General features: G+C 37.3%; 14 protein-coding genes. 5 read left to right on the top strand and 9 right to left on the bottom strand.

Annotated features, from left to right (window positions below):
* Positions 1–2,673 (bottom strand): PAS domain-containing protein, encoded by a 2,673-nt coding sequence (locus K9L86_00805; protein MCF7907408.1) that lies wholly within the window; start codon positions 2,671–2,673, stop codon positions 1–3.
* Positions 2,674–2,780: 107 nt separating this feature from the next.
* Between K9L86_00805 and K9L86_00800 the strand changes: the two genes are divergently transcribed.
* The 5 genes from K9L86_00800 to K9L86_00780 all read left to right on the top strand — a co-directional run bounded on the left by K9L86_00800 (position 2,781) and on the right by K9L86_00780 (position 7,010).
* The gene (locus K9L86_00800) at positions 2,781–3,512 is read left to right on the top strand and encodes a ComF family protein (protein ID MCF7907407.1); all 732 of its coding nucleotides are present in this window, start codon (positions 2,781–2,783) and stop codon (positions 3,510–3,512) included.
* Positions 3,509–4,597, top strand: a complete 1,089-nt coding sequence (locus K9L86_00795; GenBank protein MCF7907406.1) for an LptF/LptG family permease — start codon at positions 3,509–3,511, stop codon at positions 4,595–4,597. The genes K9L86_00800 and K9L86_00795 overlap by 4 nt, the downstream gene beginning before the upstream one ends.
* The gene (locus tag K9L86_00790) at positions 4,581–5,666 is read left to right on the top strand and encodes an LptF/LptG family permease (protein ID MCF7907405.1); all 1,086 of its coding nucleotides are present in this window, start codon (positions 4,581–4,583) and stop codon (positions 5,664–5,666) included. The genes K9L86_00795 and K9L86_00790 overlap by 17 nt, the downstream gene beginning before the upstream one ends.
* A gap of 55 nt (positions 5,667–5,721) precedes the next feature.
* Complete coding sequence (locus K9L86_00785; protein ID MCF7907404.1) at positions 5,722–6,348, top strand: prepilin-type N-terminal cleavage/methylation domain-containing protein; 627 nt, start codon at positions 5,722–5,724, stop codon at positions 6,346–6,348.
* A 77-nt stretch (positions 6,349–6,425) separates the two neighbouring features.
* The gene (locus K9L86_00780) at positions 6,426–7,010 is read left to right on the top strand and encodes a prepilin-type N-terminal cleavage/methylation domain-containing protein (GenBank protein ID MCF7907403.1); all 585 of its coding nucleotides are present in this window, start codon (positions 6,426–6,428) and stop codon (positions 7,008–7,010) included.
* Between the two features lie 9 nt (positions 7,011–7,019).
* On the opposite strand, the gene alr is transcribed toward K9L86_00780, so the two are convergent.
* From alr to K9L86_00740, 8 genes are read right to left on the bottom strand one after another with little or no spacing between them, the layout of a single operon-like run.
* Positions 7,020–8,144: an alanine racemase gene (gene alr, locus K9L86_00775; GenBank protein ID MCF7907402.1), complete on the bottom strand. Its 1,125-nt coding sequence runs from the start codon at positions 8,142–8,144 to the stop codon at positions 7,020–7,022.
* Positions 8,123–8,788, bottom strand: coding sequence for a tRNA (adenosine(37)-N6)-threonylcarbamoyltransferase complex dimerization subunit type 1 TsaB (gene tsaB / locus K9L86_00770; GenBank protein MCF7907401.1), 666 nt, complete (start codon positions 8,786–8,788; stop codon positions 8,123–8,125). The genes alr and tsaB overlap by 22 nt, the downstream gene beginning before the upstream one ends.
* Positions 8,785–9,264, bottom strand: a complete 480-nt coding sequence (tsaE, locus tag K9L86_00765; protein MCF7907400.1) for a tRNA (adenosine(37)-N6)-threonylcarbamoyltransferase complex ATPase subunit type 1 TsaE — start codon at positions 9,262–9,264, stop codon at positions 8,785–8,787. Before tsaE ends, tsaB begins: the two co-directional genes overlap by 4 nt.
* A 5-nt stretch (positions 9,265–9,269) precedes the next feature.
* Entirely contained in the window at positions 9,270–10,118 is an 849-nt protein-coding gene (locus tag K9L86_00760) for a thiamine-phosphate kinase (GenBank protein ID MCF7907399.1), read from the bottom strand.
* Entirely contained in the window at positions 10,115–11,152 is a 1,038-nt protein-coding gene (gene mtnA / locus K9L86_00755) for an S-methyl-5-thioribose-1-phosphate isomerase (GenBank protein ID MCF7907398.1), read from the bottom strand. Before mtnA ends, K9L86_00760 begins: the two co-directional genes overlap by 4 nt.
* The gene (locus K9L86_00750; protein MCF7907397.1) at positions 11,152–11,940 is read right to left on the bottom strand and encodes a TatD family hydrolase; all 789 of its coding nucleotides are present in this window, start codon (positions 11,938–11,940) and stop codon (positions 11,152–11,154) included. Before K9L86_00750 ends, mtnA begins: the two co-directional genes overlap by 1 nt.
* The gene (metG, locus tag K9L86_00745) at positions 11,930–13,516 is read right to left on the bottom strand and encodes a methionine--tRNA ligase (GenBank protein MCF7907396.1); all 1,587 of its coding nucleotides are present in this window, start codon (positions 13,514–13,516) and stop codon (positions 11,930–11,932) included. Before metG ends, K9L86_00750 begins: the two co-directional genes overlap by 11 nt.
* A complete protein-coding gene (locus tag K9L86_00740; protein MCF7907395.1) occupies positions 13,476–14,273 on the bottom strand; it encodes a stage 0 sporulation family protein in 798 nt (265 codons plus the stop codon). The genes metG and K9L86_00740 overlap by 41 nt, the downstream gene beginning before the upstream one ends.
* Positions 14,274–14,276 lie beyond the last annotated feature (3 nt).

The following is a 14,276-nucleotide window of genomic DNA, read 5'->3' as shown; positions in this document are numbered from 1 at the left end:
CTATCCAGCGGCTATCGGCAGAATAACTCTCGCCATAGTCCCCTTCCCAAACTCACTATCAATAGTTAACTTACCCTTATGGTTCTCAACTATTATTTTAGAAATTGATAACCCTAGACCAGTCCCCTTCTTATCACGCTTTGTAGTAAAAAAAGGCTCAAACAGCTTAGATAAATTATCTTCAGATATACCTTGGCCGGTGTCGTTTATTTCAATAACGCAGGCTGGATAGGCTAAATAACCAGCCGAGACTTTTAAAGTTTTTATCTTAATAATCGAACCCTTAGCTACAGCATCGACGGCATTCATTATTAAATTAAATAAAACTTGCTGTAGCTGGTTTTTGTCTCCGGAAACGAAAATATCTTCTTTAGTAAAATCAGTATCAATTTTAACATTAATTAAAGAAATCCGATACTTAACTAACGTGAGGGTATCGTTAATCAAATCAACTGGATTAAGTTTTTCGGTTTTTATTTCCGAAGGCATTGCAAATTTAAGAAGATTACGTACTACGCTGTCGGCCCGCAGAGTAGACTCTTTAATTTTTTTAATAGCTAACCTTTCATCTTTGTCTGCTTTAACTAGTTTTTTTTCTAAAAACTCAATACCTCCCAAAATAATACCCAAAGGATTCTTTACCTCATGGGCCATACCCGAAGAAAATCGTCCCAAAGCCGCTAGCTTTTCAGACTGAACGAGCTCATGTTGAGCCTCTTTTAATCTATCATAAGCAACATCAAGATGCCGCTTCGACTTTATACGTTCCTCCTCAACGCCGATGGCTGAGGCAATAACCCCTAAGAACTTGCGATCATCTTCCCTAAGTCTAAAATAGTCCCTGTAGAAACCACTCAGCAAGCCAACATAGCTACCTCCGCACCTAACTGCCTGGCCAACAAAAGTATGAAGTTTAGAATTTTTTGTCGATTGAGAAATTTCTGATACATCTTTAACTAATATCTCGCCTTCAGCTCTCATAGTCTCATGACAAGCACTCTTATAATATTTTACTAACGGCTTATAGCTACCAGAGCTATTATACTCACCGAGAATCTCAAAAGAATTTGTATCTGGATTAAATTGCTGATAAAACATCGTATCAACTTCAAGGATTTCGCCGCTTAAAGCAACAAAGCTCTGAATATTAGCAACCGGGTCTATTCCCAAGCTCACAAAACAATCATTTGTCTTGCCTAATCGTTCCTCGACTTCTTTACGATGGATTACTCCAGCTAAAGTATTAGCAATGGCCGATAAAAACTCTTCCTCCTGTTTACTCTGGATATGGCCATCTTCCATATATATATCTATTACCCCCAAAACTGCCCCTGAGTAGATGATCGGCAAACAATAATGGGCGTTAATTCCGCCATTTTTAATTCCGATCTCATTACCTTCCTGAATATGGGCTGAAAATTGTGGTCTTGCCAACTGGGCAGCTCGACCAGCAATATGCTCACCAAAAGCAAAACGCTTTATACCCGGGATCTCTTCTTTAGAAAAATTAACCTGAGCTCTCAAGACTAAGACTTCCGGTTCATCTCCAACTAAGTAAATCGCCACCTTGGATTTTGAACTAAGCCAAGGGGTAGATACAATAATGCCCGGGGCACATTTTAAAAAACCCTCAAGAGTAATATTCTCTAAAGAAAAACGTAAAAGAGAATTAATTACTGCCTGAGCAAGGTAGCTGCGTCTTATTTCGACTTCCTGATGATTAATTTTTGTAAAATCCTGAATTGTTTCTATCGCACCAACGATTTTACCTTCAGTGTCAATAACTGCCGATGCAGAAACTTTATAAACCATCCTTTTACCTAAAGCGTCAACCTCAATCATTGCTTCATGAGCCACGCCATCAGACAAAACTTTACAACTCGGACACTTGCCGCAATTTTGAGAAGAAAAATTACTAAGAATATCATGGCTGACCGATTGGCTAGAAACATCTCCTTTGGGAAACCATTCTTTGTATTGGCGATTTTTATAAGCAATCGATAAATCCGGAGAGACAACCGAAATGCCGATACCAATATTATCAATTAGCCCCTGATATTGTCGATTAAAACCCCTGAATATATTTTGTTTTTGCTGGTATTCGGTTATATCTGTGCCAACGCTTACAATGTATTTTAGCTTTGATTCCTTGTCTAAAACCATCGTGTTGTGCCATTTTATAAAAATACGCTGCCGATTACGAACTAACCAAATATTCTCATACTCTCTAGGGAACGATTTGCTACTAATCCAATTAAGTCGCTCCCTCATCAATTCAGCAGTATCCGGCTCTAAAAAGAGTTTCCAAAAGGATTTATTCCTTACTTCACCGAATGTATAACCGGTTATTTTTTCGCAAGCCTGATTAAAACGTAAAATTTTACCGGTAGGATCAAAAACAAAGGTCATAGCCCCAATCCTATTTAGAGCTATTGGAGAAAGGCAATACTCCTGATCAAGCTCATTCTCGATAACCTGACGCTTTCCGATAAAATATCTAAAGTAGCCACTGGATATTATTAGAACTAAAACTACTGACAAGCGATGAATTAATTCTTGAGAGCTAGGGGCAGTAAGATTTTCAAAAAAAGTTCCCTGACCAAAAATAAGCATGTCGCTCAGGGCGGAAAAAATCCAATAAATTAGAGATATAACAAATCCAAACAGTAACATCAATCCCCCTTCTCAATTACTCTATAAACAATATTATACTACAAATCTAAAAATAACGAAACAAACTAACTATTGAAATTAAAAAAAAAGCTAATACAATAGCCCTTGTGCTTAAAAAGTATATAAAAACTGCCAAGAATTTACTTTTTCCCTTAACCTGTTTTAGCTGCGAGAAAAAAATACATCAGGGACAGCTCTGTAATGACTGCTATAAAAAAATAAAGTTCTTAAAACCGCCTCTTTGCCGCTATTGTTTACGAAAAATAGATGAACCAGAAAAATTAACCTGCAATAAATGTAAAACTAAACTATACCCCTATATGCGAGCAATCAGTGCAACCGAATATAAAGAGCCCTTAACTAAGCTAATTCAGCTATTTAAATACCGTAATTGCGATTATTTAGGTGACCTCCTAGCTCAGCTAATAATTAAGCATCTAGAAGATATCCAATTTTCTGCTTATCGCTATCACTGCATAACTGCCGTTCCCTTGCACCGTTATAAACTAAAAATGAGGGGTTATAACCAAGCTGAGGTCTTAGCTAACTTCCTATCAAATCATTTCAATATTCCCCTAAGAAATGATATAATAAGTGTCACGAGATTCAGGCCTTCTCAGACAAAACTGGCCAGGCTTAAAAGACAAAATAATGTAAAAGGAATATTTAACGCAAGCAACGCTGTGAAAAACCTAAATCTTATTCTAGTTGATGATATCTTCACTACTGGATCAACTATTTTTGCGTGTTCAGAAGCCCTAAAAGAAAAAGGTGCCAATATAATCACAGCCCTAACTTTATCCAAAACTGTAAGAAACCAATTTAAACAACAATCATGAAAATAATCCGCAGCTACATCATTAAAGATTTCTTTACTGTTTTTATCTTCTCGCTTCTTATTTTAAGCACCGTGCTGTTGATGGGCAAACTGATTGATCTCTCAGATATGATTGTTCGTAAAGGCGTTAATATTAAAGACGCCTTTACTTTGTTGTCATTTGCCTTCCCGCCGCTCATGCGCTACACCCTACCATTAGCATTCTTCATGGGTGTACTCCTATCTATGGGCCGATTAATCGCCGACAATGAAGTAATTGCCATGCGAGTAGCCGGGGTCTCAACTTTTAAAATACTACACATTTTTCTGATTATTGGAACAATCTTCGCATTGCTACTATTTATTCTAAATGATAAGGTAGTGCCTCAACTTACCTACCGCTACCATAATGTAAAAAAAATACTTATGAAAAATATATCGGCCTTTATTGAGCCGGGGGTCTTTTTAGAGCATTTCGAAAATCATGTCATCTATGTATCCGATAAGCAAGAAAATAAATTAAAAAATGTCATAATTTATATGCTCGATAAGGAAAATAAAAAAGCGACCACAATGATCGTAGCTAAACAAGGAGAGTTCATCGTAGAGAAAGACGTGCTAAAAATGAAACTGGAAGATGTCTATTATCATGACATCGACTCCGCCGGCAAACGTGATGTACGTGGTGAATTTAAAATCTTCTTTAAAAATATCCCGATTGAAAAAGAAAAACCGACTAAAACCGAAAAGAAACCTTCAGACATGAGAATAGAAGAGCTACTCAGTAAGATTAAACAATACCGGCAAAAAGGCATAGAAACGACCGATTTTCTGACTGAATTTCACGAAAGGATAAATCTATCCTTCTCGATCATTGCCTTCACTATCTTAGGTTTCGGAGTATCTCTAGTTGTACGCCACCGGGAAAAATCGATTAACTTCGGTATTGCCTGTTTAGGTGCACTAACCTACTACCTGCTTTCAATACTAGGTAAAGCCTTAATCGAACGTCAAATAGTAACCCCTTGGATCGGAATTTGGCTATCCAGTTTTATAATTATGCTTTTAGGAGTTTCTCTTATCTATAAGTATGCGCATTCTCGATAAATATACTTTAAAAAGTGCTGTTTTAGGATATATTTCTATCCTAGCCATATTTATCGGTCTTTTCTTTGTCATTGATACCTTCAGTAATCTTGCCGATATCCTAAAATCAAAAATACCATTTCTAATGCTCGTGCGTTATTATCTAAGTATGATTCCTTGGATCTTCAAATGGGTAAGCCCTTTTGCACTCCTGATCAGTATGCTTTATACCTTAGGGGAACTCAATCGGGGTAACGAAATTGCCGGAATGCGCTCAGCCGGAGTAAGCATTATGTCCCTGTCTTTGCCGCTGATTTTGTTTTCAATTGTTGTCTCCTCTGGCGCCTTCTACCTTCAAGAAAAAGTACTGATTAAATCTCAAAGAGAAGTTGAAGAAATTAAAAGAAACTTCATAAAAAAAGACCTCTCCGGATCTTCGCTTGAGCGAAACTTTAAGTTCTCCTCAGGTGGAATGATTTTCTTTGCCCGGGAATTTTCACCAAGTGAAAAAATCTTAACTGATGTTGCAATCTTTCAAGAAGACAAAGAAGGTGACTTTATAAAAGAAATAATCTGTAAAACTATCTACTATAAAAATGAACAGTGGACCGCTACATTAGTTAAAGAAAATACCTTTGACCGCTATGGTAAAAGCATCAACAGCCAAAACTTGGACAAAAAGCCTATTCCCTTAGCTGAAAACCCTCAGGAACTTCTACTTAAAAAAAGTATTCTCCTGGAATTCACTCCTCTCAATGATTTACAACGTGAAATAGATCAGTTAAAAAAAATCGGCTCACAAGAAAAACTAAAAGAATTAATCATTCACTATAACCAAAAATTAGTCGAGCCTTTCTCCCATTTCTTCTTAGTTATCGGAATTCTACCCTTTGCTCTAGAAATTAAAAAACGTAAGGTTGGCCTTACTTCCTTGGGGGTAGGGTTTATCTTTATCTTTATCTACTACTTTATCTCTTCATTTAGCGTTGCTTTAGGAAAATCAGGCATTATTCTGCCAATGATTAGCCCTTGGATGGCGCCACTATTCTTTTTAACTATCGGCGTAACCGGATTGCGCCTAATAAGGTAAATTACACTATTAAATCCATCTTATCGTGATATAATTATTCAAAAGGAGATTTTTTATGAAAAAATCATTCACTCTAATCGAACTTATCGTAGTCATTGCTATCATTGCTATCCTTGCAGCAATTATCGCTCCTAATGCCTTTAAGGCCATTGAAAAAGCCAAAGTTGCCAGAGTAATTGCTGATTCCAGAGTTCTTAAAACCTCAGTTGGTGCTCTTTATGCTGATACTGGACGTAAAGTTATGGATGGCTACACTGGTACGCAAATGCACTTGTTACCAGGTCAAAACCCTTTAGACACAAATCCTCTCAATATTACTCTGCATTGGGCACCAGCAACCTGGCCAGGCTGGGATGGACCTTATGTGGAAAAGACTCCCGGAATGCATCCTTGGGGAGGCCAATATGCTTTTACTTGTTGGCAAGATTATAGCGATCCGGTAAATGGCATAGAAGAATTAGTTTTAGAAATAGATAATTATTGTTATCCTTACGTTGAAGGCGTTATTAATCCTAGTACCTGTCGAATGCCACAGAGTGCTGCTAAAAAGTTAGACACTATGGTGGATGATGACGAAGATTGGCCGCTCAATACCGGTAATGTTCGCGGATCAGCCGGAGGGTCAATGTCTGATATTCACTGGATATTATTTTGGGATTATGACGATCGCTATACTCCATAATATTTAGGCAAACAGCAAATTACCCTATTAAATTACCTCTTCCTGTTGTGATATAATTATTCAAAAGGAAATTTTTTATGAAAAAATCATTCACTCTAATCGAACTTATCGTAGTCATTGCTATCATTGCAATTCTAGCGGCAATCATTGCTCCTAATGCTTTCAGGGCTATTGAGAAGGCTAAAGTCACTCGGGCTATAGCTGATATTAAAGCTACCAAGACTGCTATCTTATCCCATTACGCTGATACCGCTCAATGGCCATTAGAAGAATTTCCCGACGATGACCCCGCCGATGGTTTCGTAGATGAAACAGAATGGGTACCGGTATATAGTTCTACTTTGGTTAATGCAACCTCTGGTGCAACGATTAGAGGTTGGGACGGTCCATACTTAGACGGTAGTATGGTCATGCATCCCTGGGGAGGAATTTATGCTCTTTATTGTTATGATCTCGAAGCAGATGGAGCTCCTTATGAGCTTAGTATTTTAATTTCTAACCATTGCTTTCCTACGCCAGGTGTTTTTTGTGCACCAAAAGCTGAACCATTACAGAAAATTGACGATACCCTTGATAATGGTATTCTAACTAATGGAACCTTTCGCATACATCCAGTTGTTGGCAATGATGAAGCATTTTATATCTATCACACCGGGGCTTAAAAGAAATTTCTACTTCTTGTAAATTCGAGGTATTCTCTCGGAAAGTCTACTTACAATTTCATAGGGAATAGTTTGAGCCAGTTCAGCTAAGTCTTCAGCCAATATTTTCTTAGTTTTGCTTTCACCAATTAAAATTACTTCTTCACCAACCTTAATATCGCTTCTACCTTTTAAGTCTATCATAATATGATCCATGCAAACTCTACCGACTAACTCGAAAAATTTACCCTTAATTAAAACTTTAGACTTGTTAGACAAAGACCAAGGATAACCATCAGCGTAGCCAACCGCCACCGTAGCGATATTGCGGTTATTCTTAGCTATGTAGGTTCTTCCGTAACTAACTCCTGAGCCTTTTTTAACCTGTTTAATAAAGACAATCCTTGACTTTAAACTTAATACCGGTTTAATTCCGATATCTACCTCAGCCTGAGGTTTAACCCCATAAAGAATGAGCCCGGGACGAACCATATTAAAATAAGTGTGACTGTAACGCAATAACCCAATACTGTTAGCGCAATGTTGATATTTAAATGATATACCTTCGGTTTTTAACTGCTCGATAAAACCATTAAAAGCATCTATCTGATACTGAGTAAAACCAGGGTCACTGTCAGCGGCCGGGAAATGGGTATAAATACCCTCAAGAATTATATTTTTAAGTTTAGCTAACTCCCTGACAAATTGGTCAGCTTGTTTATAATGAAACCCTAAACGACCCATCCCGGTATCAACCTTTACATGAACGGCTACTTTACGACCCATCTTTTTAGCCAAACGATTTAATTTTTTAGCAAATTCTAAATCGACTATTGTCGGAATAACCTTGTGTTCTAAAAATAAATTACAAAAATTACTTAAGACTGCCGTTAAAACAATCACCGGGGAATCAAAACCAGCCTCACGCAAAGCCAGGGCTTCCTCAATACTGCCAACACCAAAAATATCTACGCCGTCTTTTTTTAACTGTTTGGCTACTGGAACAAGACCATGCCCATAGGCAGACTGCTTGATAGTTGCAATTATCTTAGTTTTTGGCTCAAGGTAAGCTTTGATTGCTTTAAAGTTACTACTTAAAGCCGCTAAATCAACTTCAATCCAAAGCGGACGAATTATTTTTTTTGGATTTGGCATGTTTTTGGATGTAGATATAAAGGCTTTAACTTGTCAATTGTGGTAAACTTACCTTGATTATAACACAGCTCAGCCTCAAGTAGCAAATCCCGAGCCTTAGGGTATAAATCTTTATCATAAAACCCAATCTTTTTATTTAAATTGGAAACCTGATCTCTTAGATCTTTATCATAGGTACAAAAAAGATAATCCTCTTTGTTCTTGATAAACTCCTCTAGTTTGTAAAGTTTTTCTTTAGCCTCTTTCCTTAAAACTCCCAATCTAGACTTAAAACAAACTCCGTAGATTAAACCTCGCCGGGCATCGGAAATAACCGCTATTTTGCTAGACTTATTCCTCAAAGCATAAGCTAAAGAATAAGAACTTCCCACCTCGATAGTCGGTTTTTTAGTTACCAACATAAAGGCTTTAATTACGCTAAAGGATATCCGAAGGCCAGTAAAAGAACCTGGGCCACTGCCAACTACAAAAGCATCCATTGACTTTAGACTTAGCTTATTCTTACTTAACTGCCTGTCAATCTGCTGAATAAGTAAAGACGCCCCAAAGCGTTTCTTTCGATTAAAATCAGCCACTAGCTTTCCTTTATATTTTATAGCTAGTGAGATATTCTCAGAACTGGCATCAACTACTAATAAATTCATTTGTTAATCAATCCTTTTATGGCTTTTATTTTCTGCTTATTATAACCTACCGTTGAAATTAATAACTGCCTTGAACTTTCAGCTAAGTATGAGAACTTAACCACTATATACTTATCCAATTCCTTATCTATCCTATCACCCCACTCAATCAAAGTAAGACTATTATCGGAATAGATAAAATCATCAAGCCCTAGGTTTAAGGCCTCATTTTTATCCAAGCGATATAAATCAACATGATAGGTCTTAAACTTTTTAGTTAGATACTCACGTACTAAAGTAAATGATGGGCTTAGAACCCGACCCCGATAACCTAAACCTTTAAGAATGCCCTTGGTAAAGGTAGTTTTACCGCCGCCCAAGGCTCCAACTAATACAACCAGGTCCCGACCAGACAAAGCCTTTGAAAACAATTCACCGTAGTGCTTAGTTTCCGTAGCCGATAAACTCTTTAACTTTAATGTCAAATTAAACTTCATCTCAATTAAAAATGCAAGTAACCGTTCGGCGATAAATTATATAACTTATTGTTTTTCTCAATTTTATACCCAAACTGCTTAGATTTCACCCTACCAACACAGTAGAATTTCTTTTCCAAAGTTTTAAGCTTCTTCTCAGCCTTATCTACAGTAAAAATCAATTCATAGTCTTCTCCGCGATAAAAATCAGCTTTCCCGTTGACGGCAGGTATAGCCTCTTTATTAAGACAAGCACCTTTTTTACTTAAAGTCAAAACTCGATAAAGATCTACAATAAAACCATCGGATATATCGATCATCGAATTTAATCTAAAATTCTTAGCTAAATATTGGGCCTCCTTAAGCCTTGGCTCAAAAGGCTCATTTAACCTATTTGTACCTAACTTTCCAGTAATAAAAATATAATCTCCAACCTTTGCGCCGTCTCTTGAGATAAATTTAGGGGCTACACCTAACCCCCAAACATCTAAAAATAATTTTGCACTTTTAGCAGTATCACCACCAACTAAAGAGAATTTATATTTCTTAGCCTGAATTAAAACTGCTCCCAATATCTTCTTTACGTCGCTAATTTTTAAATAGCTGGGAATGCCTATTGAAATACCGATAAATTTTGGAACTCCTCCACAAGCAGCAAAATCTGAAAGCACTCTTGCTACTGCCCGCAAACCGATTGTTTTAAACCCTGTCTTTCCTAACTTAAAATGAATATTCTCAATAAATAAATCGCTCTTAAGTAATAACTTATCGCTTCTGGATTTAACTTGAGCACAGTCATCGCCGATGCCGATTAAAACTTCCCGGCTCTTGGGAACTATTTGTCTCAAGTAATCAATCCAAGCTAATTCCTTCATCGACACAACACCTTTTTAATATTCTTTCTAAACGGCGGATAGATAATCCCTTTATCGCTAACAATAGCTGTAATCAGCCTACTCGGAGTTACATCAAAGGCCGGATTACAAACTTTAGCCTGCTTTGGCGCTATATAAACTTTGCTTACCACCTTACGTACTTCATCAGGCTTTCGTTCCTCAATCGGAATAGAAGCACCGCTTTTTAATGATAAATCAAAAGTAGAAAATGGTGCAACCACATAGAAAGGTACTTTATGGTAATTAGCAATAACCGCAACATTATAAGTACCAATTTTATTAGCTACATCACCGTTGGCTGAAATGCGGTCAGCCCCAAGGAAAACTTTATCTATCTTGCCTTTAGCCATAAGTGAAGCGGCCATGTTATCGCAGATAACATAAGAAGGTACTTTTTTCTTTATTAGTTCCCAAGCGCTGAGGCGTGAACCTTGTAGTAGCGGTCGAGTCTCATCAGCATATACAACTATTTTATTATTATACTTTTTCGCAGCCTGATAAATCACCGCTAAGGCTGTACCTTGTCCTGAAGTAGCAAGAAATCCGGTATTACAATGAGTTAGAATCTGATCACCTTTTTTAATTAGCTTTAAACCGCAATCAGCCATTTGTTTACACAACAAAACATCCTGTTTATGAATTGCCTTAGCCTCATTTAATACTTCCCTTTTAATGACTGAAATACTTTGCCCGCTAACCTTATTGGCTGCCTTCCTGAGGCGATTAAGGGCCCAGGAAAGATTAACTGCTGTCGGCCGACAAGCCTCTAAATCTTTCAAAGACTTTTTAAATTGCCTCAAAAAAACATCTTTGGACTTTGAAAGGTTGTTAAGATGAATTGCAACACAATAAGCCGCAAAGACTCCAATCAACGGAGCTCCTCTGACTCGCAAGAGTTTAATTGCCAAAAAGCCATCTTCTAGCCTCCGGCACTCTCGCCAAAGCTCTTTTAGCGGCAGCTGAGTCTGGTCAAGATAAAACAAACGATTATTTTTAAATCTTAGCGAAGTCATCATTTGCCTCCGGGGTTAAATGAAAATGCCTTTCTGGCATTTAAAAAAACTTGTTTTTCTAATTCATCCCTCGCCACACCTTTTATTTGAGCTGCCCGATCGTAGACTTTACCTATATCTAAAGGCGTGGAATTGGTATCTTTTATTCTCATATAAGGAGAATCGGTCTCAAACAAAATATTTTCTAAAGGGCATTTCTCTAAAGATCTAAGTATTTTATTACTCTTACGCAAAATATTCAAAGAAAAAGAGACAAAACCCATCTTCTTAATAATTCTTTCTAAAATTTGGACCGAATGAGAAAAACAATGGAATATCACCATTTCGTAAGTTTGATAAAATTCATCCAATATATCCAATACCCGTTGAGGCTCATTTAACTTATCTCCTAAAGGATTAATACGATTATGTATAGTTATCGGCAAATTATTATCTTTAGCAATTTTAATAAAAGTCTTAAAAATTTCTTCCTGTTTTTTGGTTGATATAGTCGCTTTGTAGTCAAGACCGATTTCACCGACAGCAATAACTTTATCATTATTTTTAATTAGATTTCCGTAAGCTTTTGGTGTTTGATGATCAAAGCTCTCTCCCGATAAGGGATGAAAACCTAATGATGTATAGACATGGTCGCAACTCGCCGACAATCGACTAGAAGCTAAAGAACTATTCAGGTCTATACTCGAATCGATAAAGCAATATTGAAAGTCATTTCTTGAAGTATCCAGAATTTCTTTTCTGGTTATTTCTGAAAGGTTATTGAGGTGACAATGAGAATCAATCAGCATCAATGCGTGGAAAAAGCGGTTTTTCTTTTTTTATTTTGAATTCTTTCTGAGTGCCCCATTTAGCTGAAGCTAAAGAAAATTCACCCTGAGTTAGCCCTAACTGAGAATAAATCGACTTAGCCGCATTCGGCATAGCCGCAGATAAATACAAAGCTGATATACGAATGCCTTCAAGAAGATAATATAAAAAGTTTTCAAGTTCTTCAACCTTTTTCTCTTTCCAAAGAGTCCAAGGCTTTGAGTCTTCGATAAACTTATTCATGGCTCTAATAAAACCAAAAACTTCCTCTAGGGCAACTGAAAAAGCACAACTATCCATAAGCTCAGAATACCTAGCCTCAAGGTTACCAAGACTTTGCTTAAACTCAAAAGGGAGACTGCTCTTTGAGGGCTTAACTTTACCTTCAAAATACTTTTCAGCCATATTTAAGGTCCGATAGACTAAATTACCTAAATCATTAGCTAAATCAGAGTTAGTTCGATTAAACAAAGCCGGCCAAGAAAAAGTACCGTCAGAACCTATTGGTACCTCGCGCAACAAAAAGTATCGTAAAGCATCTACGGCCATCTCTTTGCTTCCTGAGAGTGAAATAGCTAAAGTCTCGATAACGTCAAAAGGATTGACGATGTTCCCTCTTGATTTAGACATTTTTTCACCCTCAAACTTCCACCAACCATGGGCAAAAACAACTTTAGGCAGTTCAAGATCCAAAGCCTTTAGCATTATCGGCCAAAATATGGCATGGTGGCGTAGGATATCCTTAGCCATAAAATGAATCTCGGCTGGCCAAAGTCGAGAGAATTTTTCCTGATCTATACTGTAACCGGCTCCACTAATATAATTAATTAAAGCATCAAACCAGACATAAATTACATATTGATCGTCACCGGGAAAAGCAACCCCCCAACTTAAACGCTTTTTAGGACGGGAAATACACAAATCCTCCAACTTATTCTTTTCTAAAAATGCTGATACCTCATTATAACGACTCTTGGGTTGCGCAAAACCAGGATTATTTTTAAGATGACTAACTAACCAATCCTGATATTTTGAAAGTTTAAAGAAATAATTATCCTCTTCGATAAGCTGAACCTCCCGCTTACAGTCCGGACAACCTCCAGCTTCCTTAACTTGAACCGGAGTCCAAAAACCTTCACAAGGGGTACAATAAAACCCCTTATATTTGGCCTTATAGATATCACCCTTTTCAATTAATTTACTAACCACCACCTGAACTACTTGTTTATGGAAATCATCAGTGGTCCGAATAAAAAAATCATTGGAAATATTTAGTTTTTCCCACAACTTCCTGAATATCTCTGCCTTATTGTCGATGAAAACCTTAACCTCTTGTTGCTGAGCCTCAGCAGCCTTCTTTATTTTTTCGCCATGTTCATCAGTGCCAGTCAAAAAGAAAACCTGGTTGCCTTTCAAGCGTTGATAACGAGCCGTGCAATCAGAAATTATATTGGTATAGGCGTGGCCGATATGCGGTTCGGAATTCACATAATAAATAGGGGTAGTAAGATAAAACTTACTCATTTTCTTTAAAGGTGATTTTTTCTGTTCGGCCATCTTCAAACTGAACACAGACAAGCCGCTTTAAAACATTTACTGAAATTACCTTACCCTTTCCTTGTTCAGTATCGATAGTTTGGCCCTCTTTAGGTAATCCCTTAGATAATTCACGATAATTCTTGTACTCATAAAAAAGACAACACATTAACCTTCCGCAAATACCGGAAATTTTACCACTACTTAAAGGTAATTTCTGAGCCTTAGCCATCTTCATACTTACCGGCTCAAAACTTTTCAAAAATCGGATACAACAAAGAGAGTGACCGCAAGGTCCTACGCCGCCAAAAAGCCTGGCTTCGTCGCGTACGCCAATTTGCCGCATCTCTATTCTAATCTTAAAAACTTTGGCTAACTCTTTTACTAGTTCCCGAAAGTCTACTCTTCCTTCAGAAGTAAAATAAAAAACAATTTTTTTCTTATCGAAAGAATACTCAGCGTCAACCAACTTCATCGCTAATTTGTACTCTCTAATTTTACGCGCACATAAGCGCATCGCATCTTTGGATTCCTGCCTATTTGCTTTAATCACCTTCTTGTCTGGGGGAGTTAGCTTTCGGACAATACTTTTGACCGAACTTTCCTTACTCTCACTTTTTGGACAAAGGTTGGCCTCACTTACTTCGATGACCTCACCATAATCAAGTCCCCGATCGGCCTCAACAATAACATAATCATGAACACTGACGTCCTCGGTAACCTTATAAGTCATCAGCTGTCCAGCTTCGCGCAACCGTACTAAAGCAACTTTCATTATCTT

This window comes from Candidatus Omnitrophota bacterium, assembly GCA_021735655.1.
GTDB lineage: Bacteria > Omnitrophota > Gorgyraeia > Duberdicusellales > 4484-171 > JAHKAJ01.
Note: the sequence above shows the minus strand (reverse complement) of the source record. Positions and strands in the feature narration are given on the sequence as shown.

Bases quoted from the DNA above. Each gene is read 5' to 3' on its own strand.
- K9L86_00805 (MCF7907408.1), bottom strand. From the start codon at position 2,673: ATGTTACTGTTTGGATTTGTTATATCTCTAATTTATTGGATTTTTTCC.
- tsaE (MCF7907400.1), bottom strand. From the start codon at position 9,264: ATGAAGTTTAATTTGACATTAAAGTTAAAGAGTTTATCGGCTACGGAA.
- K9L86_00780 (MCF7907403.1), top strand. From the start codon at position 6,426: ATGAAAAAATCATTCACTCTAATCGAACTTATCGTAGTCATTGCTATC.
- mtnA (MCF7907398.1), bottom strand. From the start codon at position 11,152: ATGACTTCGCTAAGATTTAAAAATAATCGTTTGTTTTATCTTGACCAG.
- K9L86_00785 (MCF7907404.1), top strand. From the start codon at position 5,722: ATGAAAAAATCATTCACTCTAATCGAACTTATCGTAGTCATTGCTATC.
- K9L86_00795 (MCF7907406.1), top strand. From the start codon at position 3,509: ATGAAAATAATCCGCAGCTACATCATTAAAGATTTCTTTACTGTTTTT.
- K9L86_00750 (MCF7907397.1), bottom strand. From the start codon at position 11,940: ATGCTGATTGATTCTCATTGTCACCTCAATAACCTTTCAGAAATAACC.
- K9L86_00760 (MCF7907399.1), bottom strand. From the start codon at position 10,118: ATGAAGGAATTAGCTTGGATTGATTACTTGAGACAAATAGTTCCCAAG.
- tsaB (MCF7907401.1), bottom strand. From the start codon at position 8,788: ATGAATTTATTAGTAGTTGATGCCAGTTCTGAGAATATCTCACTAGCT.
- alr (MCF7907402.1), bottom strand. From the start codon at position 8,144: ATGCCAAATCCAAAAAAAATAATTCGTCCGCTTTGGATTGAAGTTGAT.
- metG (MCF7907396.1), bottom strand. From the start codon at position 13,516: ATGGCCGAACAGAAAAAATCACCTTTAAAGAAAATGAGTAAGTTTTAT.
- K9L86_00790 (MCF7907405.1), top strand. From the start codon at position 4,581: ATGCGCATTCTCGATAAATATACTTTAAAAAGTGCTGTTTTAGGATAT.